This window comes from Hydrocarboniphaga sp. (assembly GCF_965279055.1).
Lineage (GTDB): Bacteria > Pseudomonadota > Gammaproteobacteria > Nevskiales > Nevskiaceae > Hydrocarboniphaga.
Genome location: NZ_OZ257125.1, coordinates 4,966,123 through 4,982,682, shown reverse-complemented (window position 1 = coordinate 4,982,682; position 16,560 = coordinate 4,966,123). Strand labels below are relative to the sequence as shown.

Annotated in this window: 10 protein-coding genes; 5 read left to right on the top strand and 5 right to left on the bottom strand. The window is 60.4% G+C overall.

What is annotated here, in order from left to right:
* Positions 1-50: 50 nt before the first annotated feature.
* Together rpsG and rpsL are read right to left on the bottom strand one after the other, a co-directional pair.
* Positions 51-524, bottom strand: coding sequence for a 30S ribosomal protein S7 (gene rpsG, locus ACQZF9_RS22315; RefSeq protein WP_428311156.1), 474 nt, complete (start codon positions 522-524; stop codon positions 51-53).
* 3 nt (positions 525-527) lie between these two features.
* On the bottom strand, positions 528-932 hold the full coding sequence (gene rpsL, locus ACQZF9_RS22310; RefSeq protein ID WP_428311155.1) for a 30S ribosomal protein S12: 405 nt from the start codon (positions 930-932) through the stop codon (positions 528-530).
* Between the two features lie 389 nt (positions 933-1,321).
* On the opposite strand from rpsL, the gene ACQZF9_RS22305 reads away from it, so the two are divergent.
* From ACQZF9_RS22305 to ACQZF9_RS22285, 5 genes are read left to right on the top strand one after another with little or no spacing between them, the layout of a single operon-like run.
* Positions 1,322-2,677 carry a hypothetical protein gene (locus tag ACQZF9_RS22305; RefSeq protein WP_428311154.1) on the top strand — a complete coding sequence of 452 codons (1,356 nt, stop codon included), beginning with the start codon at positions 1,322-1,324 and terminating at the stop codon, positions 2,675-2,677.
* Positions 2,674-3,549, top strand: coding sequence for a glycosyltransferase (locus ACQZF9_RS22300; RefSeq protein ID WP_428311153.1), 876 nt, complete (start codon positions 2,674-2,676; stop codon positions 3,547-3,549). The genes ACQZF9_RS22305 and ACQZF9_RS22300 overlap by 4 nt, the downstream gene beginning before the upstream one ends.
* On the top strand, positions 3,546-4,322 hold the full coding sequence (locus tag ACQZF9_RS22295) for a glycosyltransferase family 2 protein (RefSeq protein ID WP_428311152.1): 777 nt from the start codon (positions 3,546-3,548) through the stop codon (positions 4,320-4,322). The genes ACQZF9_RS22300 and ACQZF9_RS22295 overlap by 4 nt, the downstream gene beginning before the upstream one ends.
* A 46-nt stretch (positions 4,323-4,368) precedes the next feature.
* Entirely contained in the window at positions 4,369-5,541 is a 1,173-nt protein-coding gene (locus ACQZF9_RS22290) for a glycosyltransferase family 4 protein (RefSeq protein WP_428311151.1), read from the top strand.
* 29 nt (positions 5,542-5,570) lie between these two features.
* On the top strand, positions 5,571-6,824 hold the full coding sequence (locus ACQZF9_RS22285; protein WP_428311150.1) for a hypothetical protein: 1,254 nt from the start codon (positions 5,571-5,573) through the stop codon (positions 6,822-6,824).
* A 2-nt stretch (positions 6,825-6,826) separates the two neighbouring features.
* Here ACQZF9_RS22285 and ACQZF9_RS22280 read toward each other — a convergent pair whose 3' ends face one another.
* From ACQZF9_RS22280 to rpoB, 3 genes are all read right to left on the bottom strand, one after another.
* Positions 6,827-7,681 carry a Wzz/FepE/Etk N-terminal domain-containing protein gene (locus tag ACQZF9_RS22280; RefSeq protein WP_428311149.1) on the bottom strand — a complete coding sequence of 285 codons (855 nt, stop codon included), beginning with the start codon at positions 7,679-7,681 and terminating at the stop codon, positions 6,827-6,829.
* Positions 7,682-7,856: 175 nt separating this feature from the next.
* Complete coding sequence (gene rpoC, locus ACQZF9_RS22275) at positions 7,857-12,104, bottom strand: DNA-directed RNA polymerase subunit beta' (protein ID WP_428311148.1); 4,248 nt, start codon at positions 12,102-12,104, stop codon at positions 7,857-7,859.
* Between the two features lie 80 nt (positions 12,105-12,184).
* A complete protein-coding gene (gene rpoB, locus ACQZF9_RS22270; protein ID WP_428311147.1) occupies positions 12,185-16,339 on the bottom strand; it encodes a DNA-directed RNA polymerase subunit beta in 4,155 nt (1,384 codons plus the stop codon).
* Between the last annotated feature and the right edge of the window lie 221 nt (positions 16,340-16,560).

The following is a 16,560-nucleotide window of genomic DNA, read 5'->3' as shown; positions in this document are numbered from 1 at the left end:
CCAGGCGCCGTTCATTTACTGCGGTTTGCTGCTTTGACGCGCCGCGGTGACTACCAGCGGAAGTGGGCGAAAGCCTTGTTGGCCTCGGCCATCTTGTGCGTATCTTCGCGCTTCTTGACGGCGGCGCCGCGGTGCTCGGAAGCATCCATCAGCTCGCCCGCCAGACGGTCGGCCATGGACTTCTCGCCGCGCTTCAGAGCGGCGTCGATGACCCAGCGCATCGCCAGCGTGGTGCGGCGGGCGGAGCGGACTTCGACCGGAACCTGGTAGGTGGCACCACCGACGCGGCGGGACTTCACCTCGACCGACGGGGCAACGTTGTCGAACGCGGTCTGCAGCACGACGGCCGGCTCGCCGGTCTTCTTCTTGTTGGCGATCTGGTCCAGCGCGCCATAGACGATCTTCTCGGCGGTGGACTTCTTGCCGTCTTCCATGACCATGTTCATGAACTTGGTGACGACCAGGTTCTTGTACTTCGGATCCGGAAGAATGACGCGGATTTCTGGCTTGCGGCGACGTGACATGGCTTACTTCTTCTTGGTGGCGGCCGCGGCAGCGCCGGCCTTGGGACGCTTGGCGCCGTACTTGGAACGGCTCTGGCGGCGCTTGTCCACGCCGGATGCGTCGAGCGCACCGCGGACCGTGTGATAGCGAACGCCGGGAAGATCCTTGACACGGCCGCCACGAATCATGACGACGCTGTGCTCCTGCAGGTTGTGCCCTTCACCACCGATGTAGCTGGTGACTTCGAAACCGTTCGTCAGACGAACGCGGCAGACCTTACGCAGAGCGGAGTTCGGCTTTTTCGGCGTCGTCGTGTAGACGCGGGTGCAGACGCCACGCTTCTGGGGGCAGGACTCCAGTGCAGGGGCCTTGCTCTTGTAGGTCTTCGGGCTGCGGCAGTTACGCACGAGCTGATTGATTGTTGGCACGCGGATGCTTCCCAGCTTGACAAAGAGAGGACAGACCGCGGACAGGCGGCCTATCGGGAAAGGGCGCGCATGGTAAGAGGGGCGTCAGGCCGTGTCAACATCCATACGCCGCCTGCGCATGAGCCGCGGTGAGGACATTCAACCGAGCGTTGGCACCGACGCAATCTGCCCGCGACGGTCCAGCTGGAAAAGCCGGCCAAGCGGGATGCCTGCGATAGGCGGCCTGAGCGCGCTGCTACACTTCCTCCGCTGCCCCCCGCATCCTCGATAAAAAGGGCGGCGCACGACGCCCCATACTCGCGATTCAAGCCACAGTCCCAGCAATCTGCGCGCACCGCCGAACCCGCCACAAGCCGATTTTCTCTCGCGCTCACGACCAAGAATCAAGCTTGCATGCCAACGACCGGGCCAGCCGACCTGATGTTAGACCGCAGATCATGCCCGCCGCGCTGCCTTTTGACCACATGCCTGGATTTGGGTCAAGCCGCGCCGCGGGCGGCTCCATGAACGTATCTACGCTGCTGATCCGCGCGAGTTCCGCCCTACGCGAGCATGGGCGGTCCACAGCGGTCCGCGGCATGAGCGCCGTCTGCGCGCTGGCGATCAATGTCGCGGTGGTTGCGGGCCTGAGTCTTGCCGATGTCGGCTACTACTACTTATTTGCCACGGTCGCTTATTTCGGAAATGCGGCTGTGTTCGTCGGCATCGGGCTGCAACTGCAACGCAAGTCGTCATCTCTGGCCAGCACTGGACACTTGAACAAATCGGCGACGCTGGCCTACATCGGCAGGGGCTGGCTTTGCGGCGTCGCCATTGTCGCCGTTTCAGGCGGTAGCTATTTTGCCGCCACGCTGCCGGACGCCTGGTGGTCGACCGCCCTGAGCTGTGCCGTGCTGTCCGGTGCGAGCTATCTGTCGGCGACCGGTCGCGATCTGCTAACGCTGTACCGCAAGCAGGAACTGGCGGCCTCGGCCAATCTGCTCGAGCAGATGCTGAGACTGGGCCTTACCTTGTTGGCTTTAAGCGCATTCCCCATCAGCCCGACGGGCCTGATCCTGGCCAATGCGATGGGCGCCTCGATGGCGGGTCTTTGCGGAATCGGCTACGTGCTCAAATCGGCTCGCGGCTCTCAGCAGAAGCTGGGGATACGACCGGCGGAGCTTTACAGGATCGTTTCCTCGGTCGGCTGCTCTTCGCTGCTGAACTGGGGCCAGTTGCAGGCGTATCGGCCGATCCTGATCTTGTTAGGTGTCGCGCCTGAGACCATCGGCATTGCCTCCCTGCTGACCACGTTCGGCAGCACGGGCTCGTTGCCGGTCTTCACCACTTTGTCACAGAAATACATTCCCAAGCTTTACTCCGGTCTCGACGTTCTGAAACCGTGGCTGAAAGCGCTGCTGATGAGCGCAGGTGCATTGGCCGTTCTGGTACTGCCAGCAGTGGCTGCGTTTCTGTTCGCCACAAACCGCATGTCGCTACTGCCGTATATGATCTTGGCTTCGATGGGAGTGCTCGTGGAAGGCGGCAACGCTTTGATCGGCGCGCTGGTGCATCAGAGAAACCATGCGGGGCGCTCGATATGGCCTATTGCCGGCGCGACCTCTCTTGGTTTTCTGGTGATTGTGTTCAGCTGGCAAATCACGGTTCCCCCACATTTAATCCCTTACCTGATCGGCAGTTCGCTGGTCGCCAGTCAGGTTGTGACTTTTTCCATCGCCTATCTGCGGCAGCGCCCGACGCAATGAAGATCCTCTCCGACAAGATCACCGTCTGCCTGTTCGCTTATAACGAGGCAGGTCGCCTTGAAAGAAGCCTGGCGAACTTCGCCGGGCTGATGGACGTGCTGGTCGTCGACAATTGCAGCACCGACGCCACCCGGGAAGTGGCAGGCCGGCTCGGCGTCCGATGCGTAACTATCGGTAATCCCGGATTCATCGAGACGCCCGAGGTGATGGATCCGCTATGGCGGGCAGTTGGGACCGACTACATATTGATCGCCTCTTGCAGCGAATTCGTCCCTTTCGAGTTGCTGCGGCGCTACGCGCAGATCGCGGAGACCGATTCGCACGACGTGGCGCGCGCTTATCGGGTGAGCATCACGGCCGGGCTGCCGATCCCGATCAGCGGTCTTCCGGGACGCGGCAACCCTGGCGAGTTGCGGTTCTTTAAACGCGGCGCGGTCTCCTATGTCGGCAATACCGTGCACGGCCGCGGCCAGATCTGCTGTGCAGCGGACCGCGTGCTATCACTCGTGCACGACAGCCGCTGTCACTATTACCAGTTCCGGGACTATGACGTCTCCTGGACGGAAAGAAAACACGGCGGATACAACGACGTGCTGGCGTATCAGCGCTACAAGGACGGCGCAAGGTTTTCGTGGTTCAAGATGATTTTCGAGTCGCTCAAGGAGTTTGGCAATGCCTATTTCCGCTTCGGCGCCTGCCGCTACGGAATGCTTGGGTTCATTCACTCGTTCTACCGCTTACAAATGGCAATCGGCATCTGGCTGCGCATCTGGGAATGGGAGCACGGCTACGAGCGCGCGAAGGTGATCGAAAACAACGGGCTGTTTCGCAGAGAAGAAGAACAACGCTTCGAGCGGGAACGTAGCAAATGATCCGCCCCACCGTCAGCCTGATCGTCGCGACTTACAACAGCGAAAAAACCCTGCACCGTTGCCTGCAGTCGGTCCGCCAACAAACCGAATCGGTGCAACTGATAATCGTCGACAACTGCTCGACCGATCGCACTATGGCCGTCGCCGCCGAGTTCGCACCACAGGCCGTTGTCTGTGAGAAAGATCGCGGCGTCTACGATGCCTGGAACAAGGGGATCGCTAGGGCCAGCGGTAGTTGGATCATTTTTTTGGGCAGCGACGACTACTTCAAGAACGCGAATTCCATCCAGCGCGTCGTAGACGACGCTACGTCCGTCGACGACAGCGTCGGCGTGATCTACGGCAAAGTCTATGTCGTGGATCCGGATGAACGCGTGCTGCGCGAGGACAACGGCCAGATCGATAATCTGTATAGGGCGCTATCGGCCAGCATGTGCTTCACCCATACCGGCACGCTGCATCGCACTCGGCTGTTCCATGAACTAGGGCTGTTCAATGCGGATCTGAAAATTGCGGGTGATTTCGAATTCATGCTGCGCGCACTGAAAATTTATCAGGCCCGCTTCTGCCCGAATTACGAGATCATGATGGCGGAAGGCGGCCTGTCGAACTCATGGAGCGCACGCCGCCGCCTGCTGCGCGAAATCATGCAGGCACGCTCGTCGGCGAACGCGCGGTGGTCCGTCACCGGCGATCTGTACATTCCGGCGAAGCGGCTTTTTTACGAGGTGGCGGAAGCCGTTACCACGCGACTCAAACGCTTAGCTCAGTGATCTGCGGCGCAGGCGATTAATAAGCATAACGGAAGCTGAACGAGTAATGAGCAATACGCGCATCCTGTTCGTCACATCGAAGAGCCTCGGCGGCTCGGGCAAATACATCTCGGTGCTTTGCGCGGCGTTAAAGGAACGAGGATTCGATCTCGGCCTTTGCTACTACGCGCTGGGGGGCTCGCAGGATCAGGAGATTGAAGCCGGCGTTCATAAGGTCTACCGGTTCCCGGCCGCACCGAGCATCTTCAACCCTCTATCGGCGCTGAAGAATGTCGGATTCCTGCTGCGAATCCTGAAGACGAGCCAATACGACATCGTCCACACACATACCAGCCTTGGCGGATTCATCGGGCGTGTCGCGGCAGCTCTGTCGCGTCGCAAGCTCAAGGTGGTTCATACAATTCATGCTTTCGGAGCCGACGAGTTCACGCCGAATCCGCAGCGATGGCTGTACGCATCGATCGAACGCGTTCTAGATTGGGGCACTGACGCCTACATCTCACCTTCGCGATACATCAGGCAGTTTGGCGAGAAAGAGAAGATTCTCGGCAAGGGAAAAACTCAGGTCATCTACAACTCGCTGCCGATGTCGGGACCTCCACCAGAGGTCATCGACAAGGTGGCGGCACGACTGGCCATACGCGATACGGTCAACATCGCCGAAGGCGAGAGCGTGCTGCTTTTCTGCGGACGCCTGGAACACCAGAAAGGAGCGGACGTACTGTTGCATGCCGTCGCTCAACTAAAGACGGACAAGGCGGTCAAGCTATTGATCTGCGGCGACGGTACATTGATGGCGGAACTGCGTTCGCTGTGCTCCGGCCTCGGCATCGACGACCGGGTCCTTTGGCTGGGCTGGCAATCAAATCTGGAAAATTTTTATCGGGCAGCAGACATCTTCGTTATGCCCAGCCGCTGGGAATCGTTCGGCCTGGTTTTTCTTGAAGCGATGTTTTACAGGCTGCCGGTTGTGTCGACCACTGCGCAGGCCATCCCCGAGGTAGTATTGGACGGTGAGACCGGCCTACTTTCGATTAGCGAGGACAGCCTTGCCCTTGCTGCCAATCTGAAGTTGCTGCTGGAAGATAGCAATAGGCTGCAGGCTATGGGTTCTTATGGCCAAGTCAGAGCATCAGTTGCATTTGGCTTTGATCGCTTCGTTGCCGAGCACGACATGATGTATCGCAGAGTAACCGGTGGGTCGGCACTGCCTCTGTAGGACCATTCGACGGAACTCAGAAAAACCAAGTGGCATCATCTCCACGACCATTAGCTTTTTCATCGCCCGGGTTTGCGTACTTGGCGTTCACTGGCTTTTTCGTTTTTGGAGAATTTCTATATCGAGCTGCGATTAACGACCTGCCAGCCGACTGGCAGATCTGGTTGCTCGACACAGCGGCGGCCCTGGCTACGGCAGTCGCTTTCTATGTCCCTTACACCATTTTTCTCCACGGACACTTCGATAGTGTCCGCGCACACCGTCAGACAATATTTAAGGTGCGCCCGGTAGTTGTTTGCGTCTGTCACGCTGCGACGCTGCTGCTCGTATTTTCACTATTGGCCATCGGCGGCCGAGCCGTCGGCAGCCCCCTGAACGATCCATTAGGGTTCAGACAGGCGATCCAGGGCGGCGGTGCGGCATATTTCCTAGTCGCCTTCCTGTTTTTTTTGAAACTGCAGGGCCTTATCTACTTCAGTAGATGGCGATCAAACTCGCTCACTCTTCTCGATCACGCTGCAGCTGCAACCACAATCGGTTTCTGCCTGATCAGTGGCTTCGCGTCTCTTTTCGCCTATTTCTTTCTTGCAGGAATGCTGTTTTTGAACCAGCGCTATTCCGTAAGAGTGGTCAGACTAAACCTTGTTGTCGGATTTTTGGCCCTGATCGTTTTCGTGCCGCTGTACACCGTCGTCCGGGAGCAGCTTCGTTTCGGCACTCAAGCCCTCTCCCCAGACATCTGGATGACTTTCTATGATCGTGTATCGATAGATCCGCTTGCCGTGATCTACGATAGGTTCGACTATTTTGATAGTCAAACGACAGGCTCTATTGGAGCACGTGCTTACCACGATACTGGTTATATAACAGACACGCTATTTCAACCCTTGCCACGATCAATTTATCCAGAAAAACCGCTGACATTTTCCTCGACCCTGACTTCCAAGGTATTGCCCGAGGTCTACGCCATGGGCGTGACCGTCAATTTCGGGTTCATCAACGAGTTTATTCTTTATTTTGGGGACATTGGCCCCTTCGTAGCCGGCGCGTTTTTTGGAATGCTGCTTTGCATTTCGCACTACTATTTCGTTCGCGGCGGAAACGACGGCAACACTTGCCTGATCTACATCCTTGGCTTCTACCCTTATGTAAGCGGCTTCCCAGTCGGCTTTCTCAACGACATGCCTCTACCAACATTGATCATTTCGATGGCGTTTTTGCTTTCCCTAGGCTGGGGCAAATGGGGCGTCGAAGTTCCAGCCGACGCGGTCATACGGAACTAGCGCTAAGCCGCTGGTTCTCTATACCGCTTAGTCGATATCAGCACGGCAATGACGCATGACACTCCAAAGCCAAGAAAGAAACCGAGCCCAACAATAATGCCGCGCGCCGGACGTATTTTTTCTTCTGGGACAACGGCCGGATCAAGAACTTTGAACGCGTATTCCGAGTCGCCGTGCGCCAGCATTACTTTCTTGATCTCGTCTTCGAGCAGGCGATAGATCGACTGACGAACCTCGATCACACTGGTCTGATCCAATTGCGTTTTTAGAAAAGCGATATTGACTTCAGCATGCTCGATGGCTCTCGCTCGCAGCAGCCTGTTGGTGCTGTTGACCAATTCAGTAACCCAGTCAGCTGCGAGTGTCGGATCGGTCCACTCAACGGAAACTGTCACCAGACCTGTTTTTTTGTCATCCAATATCTGTCGAACGCTTTTCGAGAAAATCCGCTCGGCGTCCCACAGCGTCGGAACTTTAACGTTGTCTTTCCACCGATGCTGAGCTTGATCCCATTTTTTTGGAAATAGGAGTGGCAAAAGGTTTCTCTCTTTAATCAAAGAATACGTAAGCAGCCGCGATTTCAACATCGCAATTGCTTCGGCATCGTCTCCCGATTTCCCGCCCAGCGAAACCCCGGCCAAGGAGGCAAGTCCACCAATCTGGCTGGATAGTCCCCTCCCGCCAGATGAGTCGTGTTCGACTGGGACTAGCAGAACCTCGGCCTTGAATATCGGAGTGGACAGCAACGCCACCGCGAGGGCGGCGGCTGTCGCAGCCATCGTTACCGACATCACCAGCCATTTCGACTCGTAGAGCCGGCGCGTTAGTTCTGCAAACGACAACTCGTTGTCGGACATATTCCCTACCAACTGATAAACCGTTGACCGCCAAGAAGAGGCTGAGTATTACCTATCGGCGGCGACTCGTTAACCATCAACCAAAATAGAAAGCCGGCCACCAACCGTGCAGCAATCACGTAGTTGGTGGCCGGCCTTGATGTCTACCGGTCTGTCTGGATGAGTTCTCTTGCGACTACTCCTCGCTACCGCCCTCATCCCCATCATCATCCCCACCCGCAATCGTCCGGCGCTCGTTGCCAGTGGCTTCGAACACGTCGCTGATCGGGCTGGAGGCGGAGCTAACTTTCTGCAGGTCGTCGAGGAAGCTGCCGCCGCGGTTGCGGCGGCGCTGCTCGTGATGCGCCAGGCCCGTGCCAGCCGGGATCAGACGGCCGACGATGACGTTTTCCTTCAGGCCGCGCAGTTCGTCGCGTGAGCCGCGGACCGATGCTTCGGTCAGCACTCGCGTGGTTTCCTGGAACGACGCCGCGGAGATGAAGCTTTCCGTCGACAGCGAAGCCTTGGTGATACCCAGCAGCTGGCGGTAGTACTGCGCGCCCCGCTTGTTCTCGCCCTTGAGCTTCTTGTTCTCGGCCAGCACGTGGAAGATTTCGGCCTGTTCGCCCTGCAGGAAGCGGCTGTCGCCGGTTTCGGCGATCTCCACCTTGCGCAGCATCTGGCGAATGATCACTTCGATGTGCTTGTCGTTGATGCGCACGCCCTGCAGGCGATACACGTCCTGGATTTCCTTGACCAGGTGGTTGGCGAGCGCGGTCACGCCCTGCAGACGCAGGATGTCATGCGGGCTGGGTTCGCCATCCGACATGATTTCGCCCTTCTCCACGTGTTCGCCTTCGAACACACGGATTTCCACCCACTTCGGTACCAGCAGCTCGGCCTCTTCGCCGTCGGCCTGGACGATCTTGATGCGCTGCTTGCCCTTGGTGCCGGCACCGAACTTGATGGTGCCGCTGGCTTCCGCCAGAACCGCCGGCTCCTTCGGCTTGCGCGCCTCGAACAAATCGGCAACACGCGGCAGACCGCCGGTGATGTCGCGCGAGCGGCCCTTTTCCTGTGGGATGCGCGCGACGACGTCGCCGACCTTCACTTCGCCACCGTCTTCGGTGCCGATAACGGCCTTCGGCGGCAGCGAGTACGCGGCCGGAATGTCGGTGCCCGGGAAGTTCAGCTGCTTGCCCTTGGCGTCGACCAGCATCAGCAAGGGACGCAGATCCTTACCGGCGCTGCCACGCGAACGCGCTTCGGTGACGACCAGGTTGGAGAGGCCGGTGATCGCATCGCTTTCGCGCTGCACGGTCACGCCTTCTTCGAAGTCCTGGAACTTCACGAAGCCCGCCAGCTCGGTGACGATCGGGTGAGTATGCGGATCCCACTTGGCCAGACGCAGGCCGGCTTTCACTTCCTGGCCGTCGTCGACCAGGATGGTGGCGCCGTACGGAATCTTGTAGCGCTCACGCTCACGGCCGTCGGCGGCGATGACGCCGATTTCACCGGAACGCGAAACCGCAACCAGATTGTTGTCCTTGTTGCGGACCGTCTTCAGGTTGTGCACGCGCGCGGTACCGGCAGCACGCGCGTCGACACCGTCGCTGGACGCGCTACGGTTGGCGGCGCCGCCGACGTGGAAGGTGCGCATCGTCAGCTGCGTGCCCGGCTCGCCGATCGACTGCGCGGCGATGACGCCGACCGCTTCGCCGATGTTGATCTTGTGGCCACGCGCCAGGTCGCGGCCGTAGCACTTGCCGCAGATGCCGAACGGCAGCTCGCAGGTGATCGGCGAACGCACCCAGATTTCATCGACGCTGTTGCGCTCGATGGATTCGGCCCACTTTTCGTCGATCAGCGTACCGGCGGGCACGATGACTTCTTCGCGGCCCGGCTGGTAGGCATCACGCAGCGTGACACGGCCGAGCACGCGCTCGCGCAGCGGCTCGAGAATGTCGCCGCCTTCCACGATCGGCATCATCAGCAGGCCCTGATCGGTGCCGCAGTCTTCTGCGGTCACGACCACGTCCTGCGCCACGTCGACCAGACGACGCGTCAGATAACCGGAGTTGGCGGTCTTCAGCGCGGTATCGGCCAGGCCTTTACGAGCACCGTGGGTGGAGATGAAGTACTGCAGAACGTTCAGACCTTCGCGGAAGTTCGCGGTGATCGGCGTTTCGATGATCGAGCCGTCCGGCTTGGCCATCAGACCACGCATGCCGGCCAGCTGACGGATCTGCGCCTGGCTACCACGCGCGCCGGAGTCGGCCATCATGAACACGGAGTTGAACGAGGCCTGCTCGCCTTCCTTGCCGTCCTTGCCGACGTACTTCTCCTTGCCGATACGCACCATCATCGCCTTGGAGATGTCGTCGTTGGCACGCGACCAATGATCGACCACTCGGTTGTAGCGTTCCTGCTGCGTGGTCAGACCTTCGGAATATTCGCGGTCGACTTCCTTCACCTTGGCTTCGGCCGCGGCGAGGATCTTGGCTTTTTCTTCCGGGATGATGATGTCGTCGAGGCAGAAGCTGATGCCGGCCTTGGTCGACATGCGGAAGCCCGTGTACATCAGCTGGTCGGCGAACACGACAGTGTCCTTGGTGCCGGCCTTGCGGTACACGTAGTTGATCACGCGCGACACTTCCTTCTTGGTCATCGTTTTGTTGATGACCGAGAACGGAATGGTTTCCGGCAGGATTTCGCTGAGCAGGGCGCGGCCGGTGGTGGTCTCGACGCGGCGGAACAGCTTCTCGCCGCTCTCGGTCACGTCGCGCAGACGCACGCTGATCTTGGCCTGCAGGTGAACCTGCGCGGTCTCGTAGGCGCGATGCACTTCGCCCACGTCGGTGAAGACCATGCCTTCGCCCGGCGCACCGATGCGCTCACGCGTCATCCAGTACAGGCCGAGCACGACGTCCTGCGACGGCACGATGATCGGGTCGCCGGAGGCCGGCGACAGGATGTTGTTGCTGGCCATCATCAGCACGCGCGCTTCCAGCTGGGCCTCGAGGCTCAGCGGAACGTGCACGGCCATCTGGTCACCGTCGAAGTCGGCGTTGAATGCCGTGCAGACGAGCGGGTGCAGGTTGATCGCCTTGCCTTCGATCAGGATCGGCTCGAACGCCTGGATGCCGAGGCGATGCAGCGTCGGCGCGCGGTTCAGCAGCACCGGATGTTCGCGGATGCACTCTTCGAGGCAATCCCAAACGGCGGCTTCTTCGCGCTCGACCATCTTCTTGGCGGCCTTGATCGTGGTCGCCAGGCCCTTGCGCTGCAGCAGGCTGAACACGAACGGCTTGAACAGTTCGAGGGCCATCTTCTTCGGCAGGCCGCACTGGTGCAGCTTCAGCGTCGGGCCGACCACGATGACGCTACGGCCGGAGTAGTCGACGCGCTTGCCGAGCAAGTTCTGGCGGAAGCGGCCCTGCTTGCCCTTGATCATGTCGGCCAGCGACTTCAGCGGGCGCTTGTTGGTGCCGGTGATCGCACGGCCGCGACGGCCGTTGTCGATCAGCGCGTCGACCGATTCCTGCAGCATGCGCTTTTCGTTGCGCACGATGATGTCCGGCGCCGTCAGTTCGAGCAGGCGCTTCAGACGGTTGTTGCGGTTGATGACGCGGCGATACAGATCGTTCAGATCCGAGGTCGCGAAGCGGCCGCCGTCCAGCGGCACCAGCGGACGCAGATCCGGCGGCAGCACCGGCAGAACCGTCATCACCATCCATTCCGGACGGTTGTGGCTGGCGATGAAGTATTCGATCAGCTTGAGGCGCTTGCCGAGCTTCTTGATCTTGGTCTCGCTGGCAGTGCCGGCGAGCTCTTCGCGCATGCGGATCGTTTCCTTCTGCAGGTCGATCGCCTTGAGCAGGTCGTGCACGGCTTCGGCGCCCATGCGCGCGTCGAACTCGTCACCGTACTTCTCGACGGAATCGAGGTATTCCTCTTCCGTCAGCAGCTGGCCTTTCTCGAGCGGCGTCAGGCCCGGGTCGACGACGATGTGCGCTTCGAAATACAGCACGCGTTCGATCGCGCGCAGCGGCATGTCGAGCAGCAGGCCGATACGGCTCGGCAGCGATTTCAGGAACCAGATGTGCGCGACCGGCGAGGCCAGGTCGATGTGGCCCATGCGCTCACGGCGCACCTTGGCGACGGTGACTTCCACGCCGCACTTTTCGCAGACCACGCCGCGGTGCTTCAGGCGCTTGTACTTGCCGCACAGGCACTCGTAATCCTTGATCGGTCCAAAGATCTTGGCGCAGAACAGGCCGTCGCGTTCCGGCTTGAACGTGCGGTAGTTGATCGTCTCGGGCTTCTTCACTTCGCCGAACGACCACGAGCGGATCACTTCCGGCGACGACAGGCCGATCTTGATCGCGTCGAAATCTTCGAATTCTTCGGCCGGAGCGCGAAGCATGTTGAACAGTTCTTTCATGGTGACTCCAAAAACTCGATTCTTTGTAGGGTGGGCTAGCGGCTAGCCGCCAACCCACCTTCTGGTCACTCAACCACGCGCTACTGGTTCTGCTCCAGCTCGATGTTCAGACCGATCGAGCGGATTTCCTTGACCAGCACGTTGAACGATTCCGGCATGCCGGCGTGCATGCGGTGATCGCCATCGACGATCGCCTTGTACATGCGCGTACGGCCGTTGGTGTCGTCCGACTTCACGGTCAACATTTCCTGCAGCGTGTACGCCGCGCCGTAGGCTTCCAACGCCCAGACTTCCATCTCGCCGAAGCGCTGACCGCCGAACTGCGCCTTGCCACCCAGCGGCTGCTGCGTGACCAGCGAGTACGGGCCGGTGGAACGCGCGTGCATCTTGTCGTCGACCAGATGGTTGAGCTTCAGGTAGTACATGTAGCCGACCGTGATCGGACGAGCGAAGTCATCGCCGGTGCGGCCGTCGGTGAGCTGCGCCTGGCCGGTACGCGGCAGGCCCGCCAGCTCCAGCAGCTCCTTGATCTCTTCTTCGGCCGCGCCGTCGAACACCGGCGACGCCACCGGCAGACCGGTGGTCAGGTTCTTCGCCAGCGCCAGGATTTCCGTGTCGTTGAGCTGCGACAGGTCTTCCTTCTTCGCGGCCGGAGTCTTGCCGCTGTTGTAGACCTTCTCGAGGAACTTGCGGATTTCGCCGACCGCCTTCTGCTGCTGGATCATCGTGTCAATCTTCTTGCCGATGCCTTTCGCAGCCCAGCCCAGATGCACTTCCAGCAGCTGGCCGATGTTCATGCGCGACGGCACGCCCAGCGGGTTCAGCACGATGTCGACCGGCGTGCCGTCCGGCATGTGCGGCATGTCTTCCACCGGCACGATCTGCGAGATCACGCCCTTGTTGCCGTGGCGGCCGGCCATCTTGTCGCCCGGCTGGATACGGCGCTTCACGGCCAGGTAGACCTTGACCATCTTCAGCACGCCGGGGCTGAGCTCGTCGCCCGCCTGGATCTTGCGCTTCTTGTTCTCGTAACGAGCATCGAAGTAGGCGCGCTGATCCTTGAGCTGCTTGGTCGCGGCTTCGAGCTGCGCCTGCGCATCTTCGTCCTGCAGGCGGATTTCGAACCACTTGTCGCGCTCGACCGAAGCCAGATATTCGGCGTCGACCTTGCTGCCCTTCTTCAGCTTGTTCGGGCCGCCGTCGGCGACCTTGCCCTGCAGGATGCGGTACAGACGGTCGTAGATGTCGTCTTCGAAAATACGCTGCTGGTCGTTCAAGTCCTTGCGGACCGCGGTCAGCTCGCTCTCCTCGATCGACAGCGCACGCTTGTCTTTCTTGACGCCTTCGCGGGTGAACACGCGCACGTCGATGACGGTGCCGTCCATGCCGGCCGGCACGCGCAGGCCGGTGTCCTTCACGTCGCTGGCCTTCTCGCCGAAGATCGCGCGCAGCAGCTTTTCTTCCGGCGTCAGCTGGGTCTCGCCCTTGGGCGTGACCTTGCCGACGAGGATGTCGCCGGCCTTCACTTCGGCGCCGATGTAGACGATGCCGCTCTCGTCGAGACGACGCAGCGCCTGCTCGTTGACGTTGGGAATGTCGGCGGTGATTTCTTCCGGCCCCAGCTTGGTTTCACGCGCGACGCAAGTCAGTTCTTCGATGTGGATCGTGGTGAAGCGATCTTCTTCGACGACGCGCTCGCTGATCAGGATCGAGTCTTCGAAGTTGTAGCCGTTCCACGGCATGAACGCGATCAGCATGTTCTGGCCGAGCGCGAGCTCGCCCAGATCGGTGGACGGACCATCGGCCAGCACGTCGCCGCGCGCGACCACGTCACCCGGCGCCACCAGCGGACGCTGGTTGATGCAGGTGTTCTGGTTGGAGCGCGTGTACTTGACCAGGTTGTAGATGTCGACGCCCGCTTCGCCGGCGACGGTTTCTTCGTCGTTGACGCGGATCACGACGCGCGAGGCGTCGGACTTGTCGACCACGCCGCCGCGACGGGCGACGATCGCATTGCCGGAGTCGATCGCGACGCGACGCTCCATGCCGGTGCCGACCAGCGGCTTTTCGTTACGCAGCGTCGGCACGGCCTGGCGCTGCATGTTCGAACCCATCAGCGCGCGGTTGGCATCGTCGTGTTCCAGGAACGGAATCAGCGCGGCGGCAACCGACACGATCTGGCGCGGCGACACGTCCATGTACTGGACCTTGTCGGGCGTCATCAAGGTGAATTCGTTCTGGAAACGGCAGGACACCAGGTCGGACTGGAACGCGCCCTTGGCGTTGAGTTCCGAGTTCGCCTGCGCGATCACGTAGCGGCCTTCTTCGATCGCCGACAGGTAGTCGATCTCGTTGCTGACCTTGCCGTCGATGACCTTGCGATACGGCGTCTCGAGGAAGCCGTAGTCGTTGGTGCGCGCATAGCAGGCCAGCGAGTTGATCAGACCGATGTTCGGGCCTTCCGGCGTTTCGATCGGGCAGACGCGGCCGTAGTGGGTCGGATGCACGTCGCGGACTTCGAAGCCGGCACGCTCACGCGTCAAACCGCCCGGCCCAAGCGCCGAGACGCGGCGCTTGTGGGTGATCTCGGACAGCGGATTGTTCTGATCCATGAACTGCGACAGCTGCGACGAGCCGAAGAATTCCTTGATCGCGGCGCCGACCGGCTTGGCATTGATCAGGTCCTGCGGCGTCAGGTTCTCGGCTTCGGCCAGCGCCAGGCGCTCGCGCACCGCGCGCTCGACACGGACCAGGCCGGTACGGAACACGTTCTCGGTCATTTCGCCAACGGCACGAATGCGACGATTGCCGAGGTGATCGATATCGTCGGTGACGTCTTCGCCGTTGCGGATCGCGATGATCTGCTTCATCACGTCGGCGATGTCGCTGACGTCCGGGCCGAGCTTGGCGGCAAGTTCCTTGGCGGTTTCGTGCTTCAGCAGCTGGAAGAACTTGCCGTCGTACAGAATGCCGGAGCCGGTGGTCTCGTTGCGGCGCAGACGACGGTTGAACTTCATGCGGCCGACGCCCGACAGGTCGTACTTTTCGGGCGCGAAGAACAGGCCTTCGAACAGCGCCTCGGCGGCTTCCTTGGTCGGCGGCTCGCCGGGACGCATCATGCGATAGATTTCGACCAGCGCTTCGAGCTTGGTGCGCGTCGGGTCGATGTTCAGCGTCGTGCTGACATACGGGCCCTTGTCGAGATCGTTGACGAACAGCGTCGGCAGCTCCTTGATACCGGCGGCGCGCAGCTTCGGCAGCAGCACTTCGGTGATTTCGGAGTTGGCGGCGGCGAGCAGCTCGCCGGTGTTGGTGTCGATGGTGTCGCGCGCCAGGATGCGGCCGACCAGGTAGCTGTCCGGCACTTCCAGCTGCGCGATCTTGGCTTCGCGGATCAGCTTGATGTGGCGCGCGGTGATCGGTTTGCCGGCTTCCACCAGCACCTTCTTGCCGTCGACGATATCGAACTGCGCCTTTTCACCCTTCAGACGTTCCGGCACCAGATCCCACAGCGCGCCCGAATCCTGCAGCGTGAAGGTGTTGATCTCGTGGAACATCGCCAGCATCTGCTGGTTGTCGTAGCCGAGCGCGCGCATCAGGATCGTCGCCGGCAGCTTGCGGCGACGATCGATACGCACGAACAGGTTGTCCTTCGGATCGAACTCGAAGTCCAGCCAGGAGCCGCGGTACGGAATGATGCGGGCGCTGTACAGCAACTTGCCCGAGCTGTGCGTCTTGCCCTTGTCGTGATCGAAGAACACGCCGGGCGAACGATGCAGCTGCGACACCACGACACGCTCGGTGCCGTTGATGATGAAGGTGCCGTTGTCGGTCATCAGCGGCACTTCGCCGAGATAGACTTCCTGCTCACGCACGTCCTTGATGCGCTTTTCCTTCGACTCGCGATCGAAGATCACCAGACGCACGGTGACTTTCAGCGGGCTGGCGAAGGTCAGGCCGCGCACGCGGCACTCGACTTCTTCGAACACCGGCTCGTCGAGGCGGTACTTGACGTACTCCAGCATCGCGCCGCCGTTGTAGCTGGTCATCGGGAACACCGACTTGAAGGCGGCGTGCAGGCCGGCTTCCTTGCGCTTGTTGGCGGTGGTGTCGGCTTGCAGGAACTCGCGATACGAATCGATCTGGGTGGCCAGCAGGAAAGGAATTTCCAGCGTGTCGGTGAGCTTGCTGAAATCCTTGCGGATACGCTTCTTGGCGGTGAAGGTGTAGGCCATCTCTACCTCGTCTCAAGACTGGGGGCTACCAGCCGTGGATGAAAAAAAGTGCTGCGGAGTTTCAAAAACCACTGCAATGGATCGCTAAACCACTCGAGTGCCGCGAGCCATTGCAGTGACTTCTGTAAGCGGCGAAAGGCCGGGAGCGTGAGCCCCCAGCCTTTGCCGATTCAACTATGACGCGGATGCTTCAATTCGACTTTCGTTCCTCGACTCTCGCT

What these genes read in the sequence shown, in the direction of transcription:
- rpsG (WP_428311156.1), bottom strand. Translation starts at nt 524, where the DNA reads ATGTCACGTCGCCGCAAGCCAGAAATCCGCGTCATTCTTCCGGATCCG.
- ACQZF9_RS22300 (WP_428311153.1), top strand. Translation starts at nt 2,674, where the DNA reads ATGAAGATCCTCTCCGACAAGATCACCGTCTGCCTGTTCGCTTATAAC.
- ACQZF9_RS22295 (WP_428311152.1), top strand. Translation starts at nt 3,546, where the DNA reads ATGATCCGCCCCACCGTCAGCCTGATCGTCGCGACTTACAACAGCGAA.
- ACQZF9_RS22290 (WP_428311151.1), top strand. Translation starts at nt 4,369, where the DNA reads ATGAGCAATACGCGCATCCTGTTCGTCACATCGAAGAGCCTCGGCGGC.
- ACQZF9_RS22280 (WP_428311149.1), bottom strand. Translation starts at nt 7,681, where the DNA reads ATGTCCGACAACGAGTTGTCGTTTGCAGAACTAACGCGCCGGCTCTAC.
- rpoC (WP_428311148.1), bottom strand. Translation starts at nt 12,104, where the DNA reads ATGAAAGAACTGTTCAACATGCTTCGCGCTCCGGCCGAAGAATTCGAA.
- rpoB (WP_428311147.1), bottom strand. Translation starts at nt 16,339, where the DNA reads ATGGCCTACACCTTCACCGCCAAGAAGCGTATCCGCAAGGATTTCAGC.